At 65.7% G+C, this 18,708-nt stretch carries 16 protein-coding genes; 5 read left to right on the top strand and 11 right to left on the bottom strand.

Going from position 1 to position 18,708, the window contains the following annotated elements; translation table 11 throughout:
- Nucleotides 1–48 precede the first annotated feature (48 nt).
- From C7G41_RS18090 to C7G41_RS18070, 5 genes are all read left to right on the top strand, one after another.
- Nucleotides 49–543, top strand: coding sequence for a hypothetical protein (locus C7G41_RS18090; protein ID WP_106943854.1), 495 nt, complete (start codon nucleotides 49–51; stop codon nucleotides 541–543).
- A gap of 257 nt (nucleotides 544–800) precedes the next feature.
- The gene (locus C7G41_RS18085) at nucleotides 801–1,577 is read left to right on the top strand and encodes a phosphatase PAP2 family protein (protein WP_106943853.1); all 777 of its coding nucleotides are present in this window, start codon (nucleotides 801–803) and stop codon (nucleotides 1,575–1,577) included.
- A 91-nt stretch (nucleotides 1,578–1,668) separates the two neighbouring features.
- A complete protein-coding gene (gene argG, locus C7G41_RS18080) occupies nucleotides 1,669–3,006 on the top strand; it encodes an argininosuccinate synthase (RefSeq protein ID WP_106943852.1) in 1,338 nt (445 codons plus the stop codon).
- Nucleotides 3,007–3,110: 104 nt separating this feature from the next.
- On the top strand, nucleotides 3,111–4,868 hold the full coding sequence (locus C7G41_RS18075) for an alkaline phosphatase (RefSeq protein WP_106943851.1): 1,758 nt from the start codon (nucleotides 3,111–3,113) through the stop codon (nucleotides 4,866–4,868).
- 102 nt (nucleotides 4,869–4,970) lie between these two features.
- Nucleotides 4,971–5,936: a homocysteine S-methyltransferase family protein gene (locus tag C7G41_RS18070; protein WP_106943850.1), complete on the top strand. Its 966-nt coding sequence runs from the start codon at nucleotides 4,971–4,973 to the stop codon at nucleotides 5,934–5,936.
- Between the two features lie 45 nt (nucleotides 5,937–5,981).
- Here C7G41_RS18070 and C7G41_RS18065 read toward each other — a convergent pair whose 3' ends face one another.
- From C7G41_RS18065 to sdhC, 11 genes are all read right to left on the bottom strand, one after another.
- A complete protein-coding gene (locus C7G41_RS18065; RefSeq protein ID WP_106943849.1) occupies nucleotides 5,982–8,177 on the bottom strand; it encodes an OmpA family protein in 2,196 nt (731 codons plus the stop codon).
- Between the two features lie 186 nt (nucleotides 8,178–8,363).
- Nucleotides 8,364–8,606, bottom strand: a complete 243-nt coding sequence (locus C7G41_RS18060) for a hypothetical protein (protein ID WP_106943848.1) — start codon at nucleotides 8,604–8,606, stop codon at nucleotides 8,364–8,366.
- Complete coding sequence (locus C7G41_RS18055) at nucleotides 8,606–9,091, bottom strand: pyridoxamine 5'-phosphate oxidase family protein (protein ID WP_106943847.1); 486 nt, start codon at nucleotides 9,089–9,091, stop codon at nucleotides 8,606–8,608. Before C7G41_RS18055 ends, C7G41_RS18060 begins: the two co-directional genes overlap by 1 nt.
- Nucleotides 9,092–9,163: 72 nt before the next feature.
- Nucleotides 9,164–9,550: a VOC family protein gene (locus C7G41_RS18050; RefSeq protein ID WP_106943846.1), complete on the bottom strand. Its 387-nt coding sequence runs from the start codon at nucleotides 9,548–9,550 to the stop codon at nucleotides 9,164–9,166.
- Nucleotides 9,551–9,571: 21 nt separating this feature from the next.
- A complete protein-coding gene (locus tag C7G41_RS18045) occupies nucleotides 9,572–10,396 on the bottom strand; it encodes an FkbM family methyltransferase (RefSeq protein ID WP_106943845.1) in 825 nt (274 codons plus the stop codon).
- Between the two features lie 243 nt (nucleotides 10,397–10,639).
- A complete protein-coding gene (locus C7G41_RS18040) occupies nucleotides 10,640–12,595 on the bottom strand; it encodes an ABC transporter ATP-binding protein/permease (protein ID WP_106944057.1) in 1,956 nt (651 codons plus the stop codon).
- A 53-nt stretch (nucleotides 12,596–12,648) separates the two neighbouring features.
- Nucleotides 12,649–14,823 carry a hybrid sensor histidine kinase/response regulator gene (locus C7G41_RS18035; RefSeq protein WP_106943844.1) on the bottom strand — a complete coding sequence of 725 codons (2,175 nt, stop codon included), beginning with the start codon at nucleotides 14,821–14,823 and terminating at the stop codon, nucleotides 12,649–12,651.
- Between the two features lie 191 nt (nucleotides 14,824–15,014).
- Complete coding sequence (locus tag C7G41_RS18030; RefSeq protein WP_106943843.1) at nucleotides 15,015–15,797, bottom strand: succinate dehydrogenase iron-sulfur subunit; 783 nt, start codon at nucleotides 15,795–15,797, stop codon at nucleotides 15,015–15,017.
- A gap of 42 nt (nucleotides 15,798–15,839) precedes the next feature.
- Nucleotides 15,840–17,675, bottom strand: coding sequence for a succinate dehydrogenase flavoprotein subunit (sdhA, locus tag C7G41_RS18025; protein WP_106943842.1), 1,836 nt, complete (start codon nucleotides 17,673–17,675; stop codon nucleotides 15,840–15,842).
- Between the two features lie 3 nt (nucleotides 17,676–17,678).
- Nucleotides 17,679–18,095 carry a succinate dehydrogenase, hydrophobic membrane anchor protein gene (sdhD, locus tag C7G41_RS18020; protein ID WP_106943841.1) on the bottom strand — a complete coding sequence of 139 codons (417 nt, stop codon included), beginning with the start codon at nucleotides 18,093–18,095 and terminating at the stop codon, nucleotides 17,679–17,681.
- Nucleotides 18,092–18,490, bottom strand: a complete 399-nt coding sequence (gene sdhC / locus C7G41_RS18015) for a succinate dehydrogenase, cytochrome b556 subunit (protein ID WP_106943840.1) — start codon at nucleotides 18,488–18,490, stop codon at nucleotides 18,092–18,094. Before sdhC ends, sdhD begins: the two co-directional genes overlap by 4 nt.
- Nucleotides 18,491–18,708: the final 218 nt, after the last annotated feature.

The following is an 18,708-nucleotide window of genomic DNA, read 5'->3' as shown; positions in this document are numbered from 1 at the left end:
GGATTGCTTCGCTGCGCTCGCAATGACGGTAACGTTGGCTTCCTCAGCATGTCCCTGATCGGCCGCCTCATCGTCATCTTCATCGGCTTTCTCGCCGCCTGTTTCATCGGCGGTATGATCGTCGTGGTCGCGCTGTTGTTTCCGGAGTTCGCCGATCTCGGCGCAGGTCCCGTCGATCAGGGCACGATCGATATCCTGCTCGGGTTCGGCTTCATCTTCGTCTCCGGTTTTGCGCTGGTGCCGGCGGCGGTGATCGTCGCGATCACCGAGGCGCTCTACATCCGCAGCGCGCTCGCCTATGCCGTGGGCGGAGGCGTCGTGGGGCTCGCCTGCTATCTCGGTCTCGTTCCCTTTCACTCCGACACCTTGCAGTTCGAAGGCATCGTGCGGCGGCACCTGGAGATCATGACCGGCGCCGGCATCGTCGCCGGTGTCGTCTACTGGCTGGTCGCCGGCCGCAACGCCGGCGCCTGGCGCAATCCGCCAGTGCCGCGCAAGCCGCCTCCGCCGCTGCCGTCGAATTCAAGACCGGATGCGCGGTGACGGAGTGATGAGAGGCAACGCGCCACATCCTCGGTGTCGTCCCGGCGAAGGCCGGGACCCATACCGCGAGGTCCATCCGTAGGGGCTCGATAATGGTACCAGACAACGAATCTTCGCCAAACTTGTCCAGGTGGTTATGGGTCCCGGCCTTCGCCGGGACGACATCGTGGGCACATCGCGCGTCTTGATAAAAGTGCCACCAGCCTCGCCCGATTCCAGGGTTTTCATCCACTCCCCACTCGGCTAAACCGCGCGCCATGAACCGGACTGGACTCTTCATCGCCCTGGCGCTGTGGCTCGTGATCGGCGTCGTTTTCGGCCTCTATCCCGAGCTTGATCTCAAGCTCGCCGCGCTGTTCTTCGACCCTGATACCAGGTCGTTTCCGCTCAAGCTGAACGATTGGGCCGGCTTCGCGCGCGATGCCGCGATGTGGGTTGCCTGGGCATTCGTGCTGCCTGCGCTGGTCGCGCTCGTGGTCAAGATGGTCCGGCCTGACCGCCCGCTGATGGTATCCGGGCGCGCGATCGTCTTCCTGCTGGTTACGATCATCATGTCGGCCGGCATCCTCACCAATCTCGCCTTCAAGTCCTATTGGGGTCGGCCGCGCCCGGTGGTGGTGACGCAGTTTGCCGGCGACCAGCAATTCGTGCCGTGGTGGGATCCACGCGGCGGCTGTGCGCGCAATTGCTCGTTTTTCTCGGGCGAGGGCGCGACCGCGTTCTGGACGCTGGCGCCCGCCGCATTGGCACCCCCGCCGTGGCGACCGCTCGCTTATGCCGGAGCCGTGGTGTTCGGCCTCGTGACCAGCGGGCTGCGGATGGCCTTTGGCGGCCACTTCTTCACCGATGTCTCAATCGCCGGCCTCGTCACCTTCGTCGTGATCTGGTTTGCCTATGCGTTGATCTACCGCTGGCCGCGGACCCGGTTTTCGGACGACGCGGTCGATGCCGCCCTGACCCGGCTGAACATGCCCGCCTACCGCCTGCGTCAGCGCCTGTTCGGCCGCAACACGGGTGCCGAGCCCTCAGTTTGAGCCATTAAATGGGTGCCGAGACCCGCGAAATTTGATAATCGCGCGGTCAACCCGCCCGCACATCAGCCCTTCGAGACCGATTGGAAGCGCCATGACCACGATCCTGAAAAGCCTGCCCAAGGGTGAGAAAGTCGGCATCGCTTTTTCAGGCGGTCTCGACACGTCAGCGGCGCTGCTCTGGATGAAGCAGAAGGGCGCGCGCTGCTACGCCTATACCGCCAATCTCGGCCAGCCCGATGAAGCCGACTACAACGAGATTCCGCGCAAGGCGATGGAGTTCGGCGCGGAGAAAGCGCTGCTGGTCGATTGCCGCACGCAGCTCGTCCACGAAGGCATCGCCGCGATCCAGTCCGGCGCCTTCCACATCTCGACCGGCGGCATCACCTATTTCAACACCACGCCGCTCGGGCGCGCCGTCACCGGCACGATGCTGGTCGCGGCGATGAAGGAGGACGGCGTCAACATCTGGGGCGACGGCTCGACCTTCAAGGGCAACGACATCGAGCGCTTCTATCGCTACGGCCTTCTGACCAATCCGGGCCTGCGCATCTACAAGCCCTGGCTCGACCAGCAGTTCATCGACGAGCTCGGTGGCCGCGCCGAGATGTCGGCGTTCATGACCGCCCAGGGTTTTGCCTACAAGATGAGCGCCGAGAAGGCGTATTCGACCGACAGCAATCTGCTCGGCGCGACGCATGAAGCCAAGGATCTCGAAAGCCTCGACAGCGGCATCAAGATCGTCAACCCGATCATGGGCGTGCCGTTCTGGCGTGACGACTGCAGCGTCAGGGCCGAGAAGGTCGTGGTGCGTTTCGAGGAGGGCCAGCCGGTCGCGCTGAACGGCCAGGCCTTCAGCGATCCCGTCGCGCTGTTCCTCGAAGCCAACGCCATCGGCGGCCGTCACGGCCTCGGCATGAGCGACCAGATCGAGAACCGCATCATCGAGGCCAAGAGCCGCGGCATCTATGAAGCGCCCGGCATGGCGCTGCTGCACATCGCATATGAGCGCCTCGTCACCGGCATCCACAACGAGGACACCATCGAGCAGTATCGCATCAGCGGCATGCGCCTCGGACGCCTGCTCTATCAGGGCCGCTGGTTCGATTCGCAGGCCCTGATGCTGCGCGAGACCGCGCAGCGCTGGGTCGCCCGCGCCGTCACCGGCGAGGTCTCGCTCGAGCTGCGCCGTGGCAACGACTACTCGATCCTCAACACCGAGAGCCCGAACCTGACCTATGCGCCGGAGCGGCTCAGCATGGAGAAGGTCGAGGACGCGGCGTTCACGCCGGCGGATCGCATCGGTCAGCTCACCATGCGCAACCTCGACATCAACGATACCCGCGCCAAGCTGAAGCTCTATTCCGACACCGGCCTGCTCTCGGGCAGCGAAGGCTCGCAGATATTCAAGCTCGAGAGCGATAAGGGCTGAGGCCTTTTGTCGCCCGGCCGGGCGACGCGCGACTTAATGACGGTGTCATTCTCGATCGCTACGCTTCCCTTTTCCTTCGGAAACGGGATTGCGGAGCATCGCGCATGTTCAAGGGATCGGTACTCGCCTCTCTCATCGTCCTCTGCTGGACATCGTCACTGTCGGCGCAGACGGTCTACCCGATCGATCGTGCCGAGATTCTTGCCGGCGCCCGGTTCGACTTCAAGGTCGAGTTTCCCGGACCGGTCGATCCCGCCAGGTTGAAGGTGACAGTGAACGGTGCGGACCATGCCGCCGCGTTCGGCCGTGCTGCGACCTTCGTCGATCGCGAGGACGGCAAGGATCAGTCGGCGCTGATCCTGCGCGATGTCACGCTGACCAAACCCGGCACTGTCACGGTTGAAGTCAGCGACGGCACGCAGCAGCGTAGCGTCGCGTGGACGGTGTACGACACCGGCCCGCGCACGGCGAAGAACGTCATCCTGTTCATTGGCGACGGCATGTCACCGGCGCATCGGGTCGCGGCGCGAATCCTCTCCAAGGGGATTGCGGAGGGCAAAAGCCGCGGCAAGCTCGCGATCGACGACATGCCCCACATGGCGCTGGTGGCGACCGCGGGCTCGGACTCGATCATCACGGATTCCGCGAACTCGGCCAGTGCCTATGCAACCGGCCACAAGAGCGCGGTCAACGCCCTCGGCGTTTATGCGGACCGTACCGCAAGCCCGTTCGACGATCCTAGGGTCGAAACCATCACCAGTCTTGCGAAGCGGCGGCACGGCATGGCGATCGGCATTGTCACCAATACCGAGATCGAGGATGCTACGCCTGCCGCGATGGTTGCGCACACCCGCCGTCGCGCCGCCTATGACGAGATCATCGAGCAGTTCTTCGCAGCCAGGCCGGACGTGCTGATGGGCGGCGGCAGTGCGAATCTTCTGCCGAAATCCGCCGCCAGCTCCAGACGCAAGGACGAGACCGACTACATCGCGAAGTTCCGCGACGCCGGCTATCAGGTCGCGACCACTGCGGGCGAGCTCAACGCTTCTGCCGCAAAGCCGGAGACAGGCAAGCTGCTCGGCCTGTTCGCCACCGCCAACATGGACGGCGTGCTCGACCGCAAATTCCTCAAGGGCGGCGGTGTGAAGAAGTTTCCCGAGCAACCTGATTTGACCGAGCAGGTGCAGGCCGCGCTGAGCGTCCTCTCGAAGAACGAGACCGGCTTTTTCCTGATGGTCGAGTCCGGGTTGATCGACAAATACGCGCATGTGCTCGACATGGAGCGGGCGGTCTACGACACGATCATGCTCGATAATGCCGTGCGCCAGACGCGCGAATGGGCGCGTGCACGCGGTGACGATACGCTGATCATGGTGCTGGCGGACCACAATCACCCCAACAGCCTTGTCGGCACGGTGAACGACGATATGGGCACGACGCCCAACGTGCCCTTGCGCGAACGCGTCGGCGTCTACGACCAGGCTGGATTTCCGAACTATCCGGCGCCCGATGCGGAAGGCTATCCGTCACGCGTCGACGTGAGCCGCCGGCTCGCGATCTTCTCGGCGAGCCTGCCGGACCATTACGAAACCTTCCGGCCGAAACTCGACAATCCCAACGAGCCGACCGTCAAGGCCGGCGACGACGGCACCTTCAAGGCCAACGACAAATACAAGGACGTCCCGGGCGCGGTGCTGCGTCCCGGCAATCTGTCCGCGATGATCAGTGCCAGCGTGCATTCGGGCGAGGACGTCATCCTGACGGCGGCCGGGCCGGGCAGCGAGCGCGTGCACGGCTCGATGGACAATACCGAGGTGTTTCGCGTCATGGCCGATGCGCTTGGGCTCGCCGCCGGACAATAGCCGCCGCGTGCCGCGCGACATTTTGCGGCACCGTCTCCCATGAGACCTGGAGGAGATTGGAACGACCGAATGAGAGGGGGCCTCGCAGCGACGGAGCGACCAATGGCGAAATATCGACACGATCTGCCCCAGCGCCGCGGCGGCATCTTTCTGACCGATGGTGGCATGGAGACCACCCTGATCTTTCACGAGGGAGTGGACCTGCCGCATTTCGCGGCATTCGTGCTGCTCGATAGCACGGACGGCCGTGCCCGTTTGAAGCGCTACTACGAAGCCTATCTCGGCATCGCGCGGCAGCATGGGGTTGGCTTCGTGCTCGACAGTCCGACCTGGCGCGCCAATCCTGATTGGGCTGCCAAGCTCGGCTACGATGAGACTGCGCTCAAGGCCGTTAACACGGGCGCCATTCGCTTTCTCGAGGAATTGCGCGGCGCGTGGGAAACGCCTGGCGCGCCATGCGTGATCAACGGCGCGATCGGTCCGCGCGGCGACGGCTACAAGGCCGGCAACATGGACGCGGTAGAGGCGGAAGCCTACCACTCGGCCCAGATCGGGGCCTTCGCCGAGGCAGGCGCCGACATGGTGACTGCATTCACGCTGAATAGCATCAACGAGGCCGTAGGCGTTGTGCGTGCGGCCATGAGTCAGAAAATTCCCGTCGCGATCTCCTTCACGGTCGAGACCGATGGCTGCCTCGTGAGGGGAGAGTCCTTGCGCGAGGCGATCGAAGCGGTCGACTCCGCAACGGAGCGTGCATGCGAATATTTCCTGATCAACTGCGCGCATCCGACCCATTTCGAGAGCGCACTCGTTGCCGGCGAGGCGTGGGTCCAGCGCATCCACGGCATCAGAGCCAATGCATCGGTGAAGAGCCATGCCGAGCTCGACGAGGCGGAGGCGCTCGACAGCGGAGATCCCGTCGATCTCGGCCGCCGTTACCTCTCTCTCAGGCGCGCGTTTCCGCAAATGCGTATACTCGGCGGTTGTTGCGGTACCGATCACAGGCATGTCGCGGCCGTTTGCGAGGCCTGCCTGCCGTCAGGATCGACGAGTACGCAATCCAAATAAAATGGCCGGGATTGCTCCCGGCCATTTCGCATTTTGTGCTTCGCCTCAGCGCGGCGGCGCGGTGCCGGGCGGGGGCGGCGGCAGCGAGGCCTGGCCACCGTTGAGCAGCGGCGTGATGTTGCGGACGGTCACGCGTCGGTTGATCGCGCTCGGTCCTTGCGTCTGCTCCTTCAGGTACTGCTCGCCATAGCCCTGCGACGTCAGGTTTTCAGACGGCACACCGAATTGCTGTGTCAGCAATTCGGCCGCGGACTGCGCACGACGATCCGACAATGACAGATTGTCGACGTCGTTGCCGACCGCGTCGGTGTGACCTTCGATCAGGAACACCACGCGCGGGTTCGCCTGAATCGCACGGTTGAGACCGTCGGCGATCGACTGCAGCTTCGCCGCCTGGTCCGGTGGGATGGTCCACGATCCCGTCTCGAAGTTGATCGTGTTGAGATCGATGCTCGGCATTTGCATGCGAACGTTGGGGCTGTAGCGGATCTCGTCGAGCGTGTAGCGACGGTTGATCCGCTGCACCGGCGGCGCCACCATCGTCTCGTAGATCACGTCCGGCGACGCCTCCTGCGCGTCAACGATATAACGATCGTAGGGCATGTTGACGACCGGAGGCGGCGCGTCGACATAGAAGCCGCCGACCGACTGCGGATCGCGGTAGCTGTTGTCGATGATGATGATCTCGCGCCCGGCGGGATCCCTGCGGATTCGCCGCAGCAGCCGACCGTCCTGACCGACAACAGTAATGATCTCGCTGCCGTCGGGACGGATCACCACCGTGCGGGTATCGGCGCCGACAGTCTCGGTGCGGATGTCGCGGGCGCCATAGCGGAAGCGATAGAGATCGTTGCCGCGGACGTATGTCTGCCCACCCGGATCGCGGATGATGATGCGGTCCGGCTCGGTGTAGACGGTGCGGCCTCCTTCGATGCTTTCGCGGCGCTGGTTGCGGTAGTCGGCGATGGTAGCGCCGATCACAGCACCGGCGACGACACCTGCGCCGATCGCGAGCGGTGTCAGGTCACGCTGCGGCGGACGCGGCGCTGGCGGCAGGGGCGTGGTCGTCGTGGGCGCGGCGCGGAAGGCCGGCGCAACCGTAGGCGTCGCGTATTGCGCCCTGTTGGGCGGCGGGGTCGCAGCCGCCGAGCCCGGAACGGTGCTCGGTGCCGCGGCGCCGGCGGGGGGAGCCGGCGGCCGGGGCGGGGCGCTTGCCTGCGGCTGGGTCGGCGGAGCTCCGGCGGCGGGCGCGCCAGCCGCGGGCGCTCCAGCAGCCGGTGCGCCAGCAGGAGGCGCACCACCCTGACGTCCCGGGGGCGGTGTCACGGCGCCACCGGGGGCGGGCGTCGTTGTCGGGGCGGGGGTTGCACCCGGCGCAGGAGGCGAACCTGGACGTCCGGGCGGGAGCGTCGGAGCGCCACCGGGGGTCGGCGTGGCCGTCGGCGCGGGGGTGGCGCCTGGAGCAGGTGATCCCGCGGCCGGAGGCGCACCAGGACGTCCGCCGGGAGGCGGCGCACCGGGGCGGCCAGTCGGCGGCGTGCTGCCTGGAGCCGGCGTCGCGGTCGGCGCAGGAGTCGGTGTCGGTGAAGGTGTGGTTGCAGGTGCAGGTGTGGTGGCCGGAGCGGGCGCACCCGGTCTTGAGGTCGGCGCCGCAGGTGCCGACGACGGTGCCGCCGTGGGCGCAGGCCCGGGCCGTCCCGCAGGACCCGCTGCCGGTGGCGGCGGTGGCGTCGGGTGAGCCGCGGGCGGCGGAGGCGTGGGTGCGTGCTGCTGCGGAGCCGCGGCGGGCGGCGGCGCTGGCGGCGTGGGAGCCGGGCGTGCCGCGGGCGGTGCAGGAGGCGGCGCATGCTGTTGCGGAGCTGCAGCCGGGGGCGGCGAAGGCGGCTTCGGGGCGGCAGGAGGCGGCGGGGGCGGCGGCGGTGCCGGACGAGCTGCAGGTGGCGGCGGAGGCGGTGGCGGCGCTGCTGGGCGCGGCGGTGCGGCAGCCGGCGGAGGCGCTGCCGGCGGATGGGGAGGTGCAGCTGCGGGCGGCGGTGCGGCCGGGCGCGCGGGCGCCGCAGGCGGCGCGGCCGCGGGCGGTCCCTTCGGCGGCTGCTTCGGTTTTCCGTCAGGGCCGGTCTCTTGTGGCTGCGCCTGCGCGACGACGAGCGGCGGCGCGCTTTGCGCATGCGATGCGGAGCCTGCGAATTGCATCGCGGTCAGAGCCGTGGTGGCAAGCAGCACGAAACGAAGATTAGTCATGATGGTGAACTTCCCCGGAAGGTTCTTTGACGAAGTGTTGGGATGAACAGCTACGCGTTAGGCCGGATTGTGGCGGACGAAGCGGACGCGGCCCGATTTATTTCTGCACGCAAATCACCTCACTATGGTGACGTTCATTGCGCATTCAGACGCAGGTTGCAATTGCCTCGGATGTGATGCGTCGCCTCATGCGTGATCCCGCGGCGGACTTGCGTCCGTCGCGGGATTCGGCGTGAGCGGTCCGTTCGGCCCGCGTGATGGAATCTCTTCAGGCATGCGGCCCGGCAATTCGTCGGGCGGCGCTGGCAAGCCGGGCTCGCGCACCGGTGGCGCGATTTCAGGCTGCGGATTGCCCGGCGGAATCCCCGGCGGCGGCTCGGTGGGCGTGCCCGGCGTCGACGGCGGAATCTCGGGCGGTTCGATCGGCATTACATCGAGACCTTGCGGTTCTCGCCGAGATCGGGCCGCGTGTTCGTGACCGCCGCGGCCGCCATCTTCACGTAGGAGATCACGGTGCCGGGCGAGTCCCAGAACTCGGCATCGTCAGGCGTGACCTTGAGCACGCGGATGTTGGGATCTTCCGCAGAGTCCCACCACGCCTTGGCCGGCGTCGTGAACAGCTCCTTGATCTTGGCACGGTCGTTGGAGACGACGGCGGTGCCCGTCAGCGACACGTATTTCTGGCTGCCCGCATCCGCGAACGACAGATTGATCGACGGATTGCGCGCGATCTCCTCGTCCTTGTGACGCCGTGCGTCGGTGAGGAAATAGATCGTGTCCGCGTCGCGATCGAGATAGGCGCTCATCGGCCGCGCGCGGAGCTTGTCGCCATCGCGCGTCACCAGCATCGCAAATCCGATCGTCTTCATCAGATCCCATACGCGATCGATGTCCCGGGCATTGTCGTTGGCCATGTCGTGCTCCTTCTTGCAAGGGACGACAACGGCGCGCGCGGAACGAGGTTCCGGCCGGAAGATGGAACTTGTCTATTCCGGCGCGTGGCAAACTGCCTCGATGTTGTGTCCATCGGGGTCGAGCACGAAGGCGCCGTAATAGGTCGGATGATAATGCGCGCGGATGCCGGGCGGCCCGTTGTCGCGCCCGCCCGCCGCAATCGCCGCCTTGTAGAACGCGTCCACCGTGGCGCGGTCCTTCGCGAGGATCGCGACATGCACCGGCTTGTTCAGCGCGCCCTCACCGCCGATCCAGAAATCCGGCTTGCCGTCGGCGCCGAAACCGGCGGCCGGATCGTGTCCGGTCTGCTCCTGCGTGACCTCCATGATCAGGCTGTAGCCCAGCGGCGCCAATGCCTTGGCGTAGAACGCCTTGGCGCGCGCATAGTCGGAGACCGGAAAGCCCATATGGTCGATCATCGTAACCTCCGTCGTTCGTCGTCAGCGCGACAGGAACGTATTGCTTCGCGTCTTGCGCGCAACCACAAAGCCGCGCGCGACCATGTCGGCGATACAATCTTCCCGCCATTCCTTGTGTGACAAATGCTCGATCACCACCGCGCGCGGCCATAGCGATTGCGGCGCGTCGCGGAAGAAGCCGATCAGCACCCGATCCTCGAAGCCCTCGACGTCGATCTTCAACGCGTCAACCTTCGTGACGCCGGCCTCGTCGAGAATACGCGTCAACCGCAGCGAGGGCACCTTGATGGCCTCCGCGCTGGCCGTGCCGGTGACGACGTGCGTGGCGCCGAGATTGCCGCCGCCGCTCTCGATCATCAGCGCGCCGTCGCTGTCGCCGGCGGCCGCCTGCACCAGGCGCACTTGCGTCGCTTTCGATGCGGCCTGGTTGAACGACAGCCGCCCAAACGTCATCGGATGCGGCTCGATCGCGACCACTTTCCCCGATGGCCCGACCTGTCGCGCCATCACCAGCGCGAAGGTGCCGACATTGGCACCGACATCGACGAACACGCCGCCGTCCGGGGTGTGCTGGCGCAGGAAGTCGAGCTCGTCGAGATTGTAGTCGGGATTGAACAGCGCTCCGCGCTCGGTCGCGCTGCCCTGGTGATAGAAGCGGAACGAGGCGCCCTGGTACTGCACGTCGACGGGACCACCGCGCAGCAGGTTCACCAAGCGCGACAGCCAGGGCCGGAACGCGCCGCGCTTCAGTCCCGATTGTGTCGCGAGGCGAATGATCGCGGCCTGCGCCGCGTTCGGCGCGAACGCGCCGAACGGCGCGGACGAAGGGGCATTGTCGGTCGCCAAGTCAAAGTCCTCATTGCAAGCGGCGCATGCATAGCCGGTTTTGATGAGGACTCCAACGCTCCATAACCGCTGTCGTCCCGGCCTAGTGCGCAAATGCGCACGGGGGCCGGGACCCATAACCACTGGAAGGAGTGGTACCCGAGACGCCCACTCCGAGCCTTCGCCAAATTGTGGCCTGTGGGTATGGGTCCCGGATCTGCGCTTCGCTTCGCTGCGTTTGTCCGGGACGACGGAGAGAGAGGTTTACGCCGCCTTTTTCGCCGTCTTCCGCTGCCTCAGGAATCGCCCGAGCAGCTTGCGCTTGCCCTTGCGCGGGATCAGCTCGATGTCGCTGACGAGTTTTGCGCCGCCCTTGCGGCGCTCCAGCACGATCTTGCGGCTGTGGAAGGCCTCCAGCTCGACACGATGCGCGACGCTGACGATGGTGGCCTTCGGCAGTTCGTCGGTGACCATCTTCATCATCTTGTCCTGGCTCTTCTCGTCGAGCGCCGAGGTCGCCTCATCGAGCACGACGATATCAGGGTTGTGCAATAGCAGCCGCGCGAAGGCGAGGCGCTGTTTCTCGCCGCCGGACAGGGTCTGGTCCCACGGTGCTTCCTCCTCGATCTTCTCCTTGAGATGGTCGAGACCGACCTTGTGCAAGGCCTCGCCGATCTCCTCGACGGTCCAGTCGTCTTCCGCGCCGGGATAGGCGACCGCGCGGCGCAAGGAGCCTGACGGCACATAGGGTCGCTGCGGCAGCATGAACAGCCGCCGGTCGGGATGGAAATTGACGCTGCCGCCACCCCAGGGCCAGAGCCCGGCGATGGCGCGCACCAACGTGCTCTTGCCGGTGCCGGATTCGCCGGCCACCAGCAGCCGCTCGCCAGGCTCGATCACCACCTCTGTCTCGCCGACTACGGCAGTCCCGTCGTCGAGCGTGACGGAGAGATCCTTCAGCTCCAGCATGGCGTCATTGCTGGTCTCGCCGCGCTTGATGCGGCCGAAGCCGTCGCCCTGCTCGGCGCGCTCGAGGCCGTCGAGCGACATCATCAGCGAGGCGATGCGGCGAGCGCAGGCATTCCAGTCGGCGAGCCGCGGATAATTGTCGACCAGCCAGCCGAACGCGCTCTGCACGATGGTGAAAGCGGAAGCCGCCTGCATCACCTGCCCCAGCGTCATGCTGCCGTCGAGGAATTTTGGCGCGCAGAGCAGCAGCGGCACGACCGGCGCAACGAGGCTCGATCCCTGCGACACCAGCGTGGTGCGCATGTGCTGACCCGCGAGCCGCGCCCATTGCCGCAGCACGTTGGTAAAGTTGCGGTCGATGCCGTCGCGCTCTTCCTCCTCGCCACCGAGCAGCGCGATGCTCTCGCCGTTCTCGCGCACGCGCGTCAGCGTGTAGCGGAAATCGGCCTCGGCCTGGTTCTTGTCCTCGGAGACCTGCACGAATTGGCGGCCGATCACCAGGATCGAGCCTGAGGCGATTCCCGCATAAAGCATCGCGGCGATCACCAGGAAGCCGGGAATCGTCACCGTCGATCCCGCAAGCGTGACGGTGAGCGCGCCGCCGATGGTCCAGAGCACGACGATGAAGGTCGCGGCCGACAGCAGCGCGGACGTCACGCCGGCGAGAAAATCAACCGGCGAATCGGTCGCGACGCGCAGATCCTCCGCGATCCGGTACTCCGGATTCTTGTGGTCGCCGCTGACGAGATTGAGCTGGTAATAGCGGCCGTTGCCGAGCCAGCGCGTCAGCACGCTTGCGGTCAGCCAGGCTCGCCAGCGCCGCTGGATGCCCATGCGCGCGAACACCTGCGCCACGCCGAGCACGATGCTGCCGATCGCGAGCGGGAAGAACACCGCGGTGAGATGGAAGACGGTGGACGCCTCGCGCTTCTCGATCGCGTCGAAGATCGCCCGATTCCAGACATTGATGCCGTATTGGAAGCCGACAGTCAGGACGATCAGCACGCCGAGGCCGATGGAGTAGAGCCACGCGAGCCGGTCGCCGTTGCGGCCCCAGAAGCCGCGCGCGCTGATCCAGAAGCGGGTGAGGAGATAGTCCTTGCGGGCCTGCTCGGCCTCTTCGGGCGACAGCTCCGGGTCGGGCTCGACCAGCTCGGGCGGCGGCGGAGCCACTTCCTCGCCGGTCTCGCCGACGATTTCGACTATGGGCGGCTTCTTGCCCGTTTCGCGCTTTCTTGCCGGCTTTTGCATGGCCGGATAACGCAAGAGAAATCAAACGGTTCCCGATGGTTCCCGGTGTTGGCTCATTCGGCGGCGCCGTTGCGGACCCGGCGGCGCCGTGCGAGGCGGTGCAGCACGCGCGACAGCTGATCGATCGCGTAGGGCTTCTGCACGAGCTCGAAATCGATCTTGCCGTCCTGGGACAGCGCTTCGCTGTAGCCGGTGGTCAGCACGACCGGCACGCCGATGCCGCGGTCGCGGACCGCCTGCGCGAGATCGAGCCCGGTCATATCAGGCATCACGATGTCCGAGAAAACGACATCGAAGCGATCGGAATCCATGACCAGCTCGGCGAGTGCATCGGTTGCATTGTCGACCAGCGTGACGCTGTAGCCGAGCTCGGTGAGGCCGTCGGCAGCGAAATTGGCGAGTTCGATATTGTCCTCGACGAGCAGCACCGACATGCCGCTGCCGGCAATGGCCGGGGCCGTGTTCGGTGCCTGCCGCTGCGGCAGCAAATGCGGCGCCACGCGCGGCAAATAGAGCGCGAAGGTGCTGCCGTGGCCCACCTCGCTGGTGACTGTCACCTCGCCGCCGGACTGCCGGGCGAAGCCGAACACCTGCGACAGGCCGAGACCGGTGCCGTGGCCGACCTGCTTGGTGGTGAAGAACGGCTCGAAGATGCGCTCGAGCCGCGCAGCCGGAATGCCGATGCCGGTGTCGCTGACGGCAATGCCGACGAAGCCGTGTTTGCCAGGAAGGTCATGGCTACCTGAAAGATCAGGGTTGCCCGAGACGGGAGCGCGCGTGTCGGCAATGGTCGCCGCGGCCTCGACGTTGAAGACGATCCTGCCCTTGCCGTGCATGGCATCGCGCGCATTGGTCGCCATGTTGATCAATGCCGTCTCGAGCTGGCTTGCATCGGCATTGACGAGGCAAGGCTCGGCCGGCAGCCGCATCGCGATTTCGATCGCGGGTCCGAGCAGCGTCGCGAGCATGTCGTGCAGCGACTGCAGTCGCGCGCCAACGTCGAACACTTCCGGCTTAAGGGTCTGGCGCCGTGCAAAGGCGAGCAACTGCGAGGTCAGCTTGGCGGCACGCCCGACCGCGTCCGCGATGGCGGTGATGTAGCGCTGGCGCCGCTCCTCGCTCAGCTGCGGCCGGTTCAGCAGGTCGACGGAGGCGCGAATCACGGTCAGGAGGTTGTTGAAGTCGTGCGCGACGCCGCCGGTGAGCTGCCCGAGCGCCTCCAGGCGCTGGCTGTGCTTGAGCGCCTCCTCGGCTTCGCGGCGCGCTGCGGCCTCGGCCTGGAGATGCTGGGTGCGCCGGAACGCGAACGCCAGCAGCAGAAACAGCAGCGCGGTGGCGGGAATGCCGAACACCAGGTGCTGGCCCATGGTGGCGAACCAGCGCGCGCGGATCGCCGAGGTCTCCAAGCCCGCGCTGACATAGATCGGGTATTCGGCGATGCGTCGGTAGCCGATGCGCCGCTCGACCTCGTCCGATGGCCAGGCGATGGTGATGAGGCCATGCTCGGGGTGAGCTGCGATGCTGCGGCCGACCGGCCCGTTCGCATCGAGCCTGAGGTCGCGGTCCAGCCGCGGAAGATGCGCCAGCACCACGCCGTCGGTGCGTCCCATGGCGAGGAAGCTGCCGGGATCGGAGCCGATTCTTGCATAAAAGCTCTCGAAATAATCCGGCAGGACGGAGGCCTGGATCACGCCGATGAACCGGCCGTCGTCGGTCTCGCGGCGGCGGCTTACCCCGAAGAAGCGCGCACCCTGATAGGGCTGGCGCGGCGTCAGCGAGGCGCCGATGAACGTGCCGATGGTCTGATCGACATGGGCATAGAAATAGTCGCGGTCCGCAAAACTCTGCTCCGGTGGCGGCGAGGCGAGGCTGTTGACCAGCGACTTTCCGTCCGCATCGAAGATCCAGGCCGATTTGAGCTGCGGCAGCGAATCGGCCAGCCGCTTCAGGCGGCGGTGCAGCGCCGGTTCGCGGGCGCGGATGACGTCGTCGGGAAGGCCGCGCACCACCTCGTTGATCTCGGCGAGGCTGCGGTCGATCGTCTCGAACACCTTGAGGGCGTGCTCATGCGCGACGTCGAGGGTGCGCTCGATCTCGCGGTCGGCGATGTCTTTCGTCGAGGTGTAGGAGATCGAGGCGGCGATCGCGAACAGCGCAATCGGCAGCGCCAGGGACGCAGCCATCATCCACTGCAGCAATCTCAGCGAATTGCGTTGTGCGCCCTGCACGGTCGCTCCGGTCCCACGCCGGAGAGCTTACTTGAATTTCGCGCCGGGAAGAAAGCGGCTTGTGGCGGGAACCAGAGGTTGCAACCCGCCGGCTTGCCCGCACAGGGGCAGAGGCAAAAATCTACTCAAACACGGGCGTGCCGTAGAACGCCCCGGCCGTTCCGGCCGGGGGATCGCAGCATGAATGACGCCTAGATCTGGCGCTCGACCATCTTGAGCTTGAGTTCCGCGATGGCCTCCGCCGGATTGAGGCCCTTCGGGCAGGCCTTGGCGCAGTTCATGATGGTGTGGCAGCGATAGAGGCGGAACGGATCCTCGAGATTGTCGAGTCGCTCGCCGGTGGCCTCGTCCCGCGAATCCGACACCCAGCGGTTGGCCTGGAGCAGCGCGGCGGGACCGAGATAGCGCTCGCTGTTCCACCAATAGCTCGGGCACGAGGTCGAGCAGCAGGCGCAGAGGATGCACTCGTAGAGGCCGTCGAGTTTCTCGCGGTCTTCGTGGCTCTGCTTCCATTCCTTCTGCGGCGTCGGCGAGGTCGTCTTCAGCCACGGCTCGACCGAAGCGTACTGCGCATAGAAATTGGTGAGGTCTGGGATGAGGTCCTTCACGACAGGCTGGTGCGGCAGCGGATTGATCTTCACCGCGCCGTCCTTCACGTCGTGCATCGAGCGGGTGCAGGCCAGCGTGTTCTGGCCGTCGATGTTCATCGCGCAGGAGCCGCAGACGCCCTCGCGGCAGGAGCGGCGGAAGGTCAGCGACGGGTCGATGTTGTTCTTGATCCAGATCAGGCCGTCCAGCACCATCGGCCCGCAATCATGGGTGTCGACGTAATAGGTGTCGACGCTGGGGTTCTTGCCGTCGTCCGGATTCCAGCGATAGACGCGGAATTCGCGAGTTTCAGTCGCGCCCGCGGGCTTCGGCCAGGTCTTGCCGCCGGTGATCTTGGAGTTCTTCGGAAGTGCGAATTCAACCATTTCGATAAAGCTTTCGCTGTTCGCTCAGTACATGCGCGCCGTTCAGTAAACGCGAGCTTTCGGCGGGATGTACTGCACGTCGTTGGTCATGGTGTAGTCGTGAACCGGGCGGTACTCGATCTTGACCTTGCCGGAATCTTCCAGCCAGGCCAGCGTGTGCTTCATCCAGTTCTTGTCGTCGCGCTCGGAGAAGTCCTCGCGGGCATGCGCGCCGCGGCTCTCGGTGCGGTTGGCGGCCGAGTTCATCGTCACCACCGCCTGCGCGATCAGATTGTCGAATTCGAGCGTCTCGATCAGGTCGGAATTCCACACCAGCGAGCGGTCGGACACGGCGATGTCGGTGATGCCGCTGTGGACCTTCTCGATCAGGTTCTGGCCTTCGCTCAGGATGTCGCCGGTGCGGAACACCGCGCAATTGTTCTGCATCACGTGCTGCATGCCTTCGCGCAGCTTCGCGGTCGGCGTGCCGCCGGAGGCGTAGCGGTAGTGGTCGAGCCGGCCGAGCGCGAGGTCGGACGAGTTCGCCGGCAATTCCGGCTGGCTGGCGTTCGGCGTGAGCTTCTCGGCGAGGCGCAGCGCCACGGCGCGGCCGAACACGACGAGATCGATCAGCGAGTTGGAGCCGAGGCGGTTGGCGCCATGCACGGACACGCAGGCCGCCTCGCCGATCGCCATCAGGCCGGGGATGATGGCGTTGTCGTCGCCGTCCTTCTTGGTCAGCACCTCGCCGTGATAGTTCGTCGGGATGCCGCCCATGTTGTAGTGCACGGTCGGCACGATCGGGATCGGCTCGCGCGTCACGTCGACATTGGCGAAGATCTTTGCGGATTCCGAGATGCCCGGCAGGCGTTCGGCCAGCACCGCGGGGTCGAGATGATCGAGATGAAGGAAGATGTGGTCCTTCTTCTTGCCGACGCCGCGGCCTTCGCGAATCTCGATGGTCATTGCGCGCGAGACGACGTCGCGCGAGGCCAGATCCTTGGCGGAGGGCGCATAGCGCTCCATGAAGCGCTCGCCCTCGGAGTTGACGAGATAGCCGCCTTCGCCGCGCGCGCCTTCGGTGACGAGACAGCCCGAGCCGTAGATGCCGGTCGGGTGGAACTGCACGAACTCCATGTCCTGCATCGGCAGGCCGGCCCGCAGCACCATGCCGCCGCCATCGCCGGTGCAGGTGTGCGCCGAGGTGCAGGACGCATAGGCGCGGCCGTAACCGCCGGTCGCCAGAATCACGGACTGGGCGCGGAAGCGGTGCAGCGTGCCGTCGTCAAGCTTGAGCGCGATGACGCCGCGGCAGGTGCCCTGGTCGTCCATGATCAGGTCGATGGCAAAGAACTCGATGAAGAACTCGGCCGCGTGGCGCAGCGACTGGCCGTACATCGTGTGCAGCATGGCGTGGCCGGTGCGGTCGGCGGCGGCGCAGGTGCGCTGCGCCTGGCCCTTGCCGTAGTCCAGCGTCATGCCGCCGAACGGGCGCTGGTAGATCTTGCCGTCTTCGGTGCGTGAGAACGGCACGCCCCAATGCTCGAGCTCGTAGACCGCCTCGGGCGCGTTGCGCACCATGTATTCGATCGCGTCCTGGTCGCCCAGCCAGTCCGACCCCTTCACGGTGTCGTACATGTGCCAGCGCCAGTCGTCCTTGTGCATGTTGCCGAGCGAAGCCGAGATGCCGCCCTGCGCAGCGACCGTATGCGAGCGGGTCGGAAACACCTTTGTGATGCAGGCGGTGCGGAGGCCGGCTTCGCTGCAGCCGACCACGGCGCGTAGGCCCGCGCCGCCGGCGCCGACCACGACGACATCGTAGGTGTGGTCTTCGATCGGATAGGCTTTCCCGTTGGTGGCGGGAGCGCCGTTGGCCTTGCCATTCGTGTCTGCGGCCATGGCTTAGACTCCGGAGGAAAGTTTCAGGATCGCGTAGGTCGAGGCGAGCGCCACGGCGATCGAGAAGAAGTTGTTGAGCATGATCGAGATGAGCTTCAGCTTCTCGTTATGGATGTAGTCCTCGATCACGACCTGCATGCCGATCTTCATGTGCCAGGCGCTGGCGAAGATGAAGAGCAGCAGGATCACCGCGATCGGCAGCGAGCCGAGGATCTGTGCGGCACCGGCCTGGTTGCGGCCGAGCAGCATCATCACGATCACGATCACGGGGATCATCAGCAGTGTCATGGCGACGCCGGTGATGCGCTGGCGCCAGAAATCGGACGTGCCCGAATGCGCCGCGCCGAGATTGCGGACGCGGCCGAGAGGGGTGCGCATGGAGGAGCCCTTCGGAGCGCCGTGAGATTCGTCGAAACTCATCGTCCCCCTCCGATCGCGTAGGCGATGATCCAGACGAGGACCGTGAGCACGATGCCGCCGATCAACGCGCCCCAGGTCAACGCTTCGCGCTCATTGGCCTTGAAGCCGTAGCCGAGGTCCCAGACGAAATGCCGGATGCCGCTGAGCATGTGGTGCATCAGCGCCCAGGTGTAGCCGAACACGATCAGCCGGCCGATGATGCTGCCGGTGAAGGCCTGGACGTGGCTATAGGCGGTGGGGCCGGAGGCAGCCGCAATCAGCCACCAGGCCAGCAGCAGCGTTCCGGCGTAGAGGGCAATTCCGGTGGCGCGATGGACGATGGAAAGCGCCATCGTCAGCGTCCAGCGGTAGACTTGCATGTGGGGCGAGAGCGGTCGTTCGATCCGTGCGGTCATGGGCTTCAATTGCTTTATTGCGGCCCAGCATGGGGCACGCGGGGATCGCGAAAGGTCGGCTCTATTTACGGAGTCGATTTCACCTGCGCAATCACCAAATCGCCATAAATCGAACCCGGGTTCAGCTCTAGGCCCTTGATGTAACAAGGCCAATCGGCGGCTTGGTATACCACGGCCAAGGCGCACCGACTAAAGACAGAACACAAATTCAACTCTTG

Source organism: Bradyrhizobium sp. MOS002, assembly GCF_003020115.1.
In the GTDB taxonomy this organism is placed as follows: Bacteria; Pseudomonadota; Alphaproteobacteria; order Rhizobiales; family Xanthobacteraceae; genus Bradyrhizobium.
Note: the sequence above shows the minus strand (reverse complement) of the source record. Positions and strands in the feature narration are given on the sequence as shown.

Excerpts from the sequence above, each read along its gene's own strand:
- C7G41_RS18090 (WP_106943854.1), top strand. The coding sequence starts at position 49 with ATGTCCCTGATCGGCCGCCTCATCGTCATCTTCATCGGCTTTCTCGCC.
- C7G41_RS18085 (WP_106943853.1), top strand. The coding sequence starts at position 801 with ATGAACCGGACTGGACTCTTCATCGCCCTGGCGCTGTGGCTCGTGATC.
- argG (WP_106943852.1), top strand. The coding sequence starts at position 1,669 with ATGACCACGATCCTGAAAAGCCTGCCCAAGGGTGAGAAAGTCGGCATC.
- C7G41_RS18075 (WP_106943851.1), top strand. The coding sequence starts at position 3,111 with ATGTTCAAGGGATCGGTACTCGCCTCTCTCATCGTCCTCTGCTGGACA.
- C7G41_RS18070 (WP_106943850.1), top strand. The coding sequence starts at position 4,971 with ATGGCGAAATATCGACACGATCTGCCCCAGCGCCGCGGCGGCATCTTT.
- C7G41_RS18065 (WP_106943849.1), bottom strand. The coding sequence starts at position 8,177 with ATGACTAATCTTCGTTTCGTGCTGCTTGCCACCACGGCTCTGACCGCG.
- C7G41_RS18060 (WP_106943848.1), bottom strand. The coding sequence starts at position 8,606 with ATGCCGATCGAACCGCCCGAGATTCCGCCGTCGACGCCGGGCACGCCC.
- C7G41_RS18055 (WP_106943847.1), bottom strand. The coding sequence starts at position 9,091 with ATGGCCAACGACAATGCCCGGGACATCGATCGCGTATGGGATCTGATG.
- C7G41_RS18050 (WP_106943846.1), bottom strand. The coding sequence starts at position 9,550 with ATGATCGACCATATGGGCTTTCCGGTCTCCGACTATGCGCGCGCCAAG.
- C7G41_RS18040 (WP_106944057.1), bottom strand. The coding sequence starts at position 12,595 with ATGCAAAAGCCGGCAAGAAAGCGCGAAACGGGCAAGAAGCCGCCCATA.
- C7G41_RS18030 (WP_106943843.1), bottom strand. The coding sequence starts at position 15,797 with ATGGTTGAATTCGCACTTCCGAAGAACTCCAAGATCACCGGCGGCAAG.
- sdhA (WP_106943842.1), bottom strand. The coding sequence starts at position 17,675 with ATGGCCGCAGACACGAATGGCAAGGCCAACGGCGCTCCCGCCACCAAC.
- sdhD (WP_106943841.1), bottom strand. The coding sequence starts at position 18,095 with ATGAGTTTCGACGAATCTCACGGCGCTCCGAAGGGCTCCTCCATGCGC.
- sdhC (WP_106943840.1), bottom strand. The coding sequence starts at position 18,490 with ATGACCGCACGGATCGAACGACCGCTCTCGCCCCACATGCAAGTCTAC.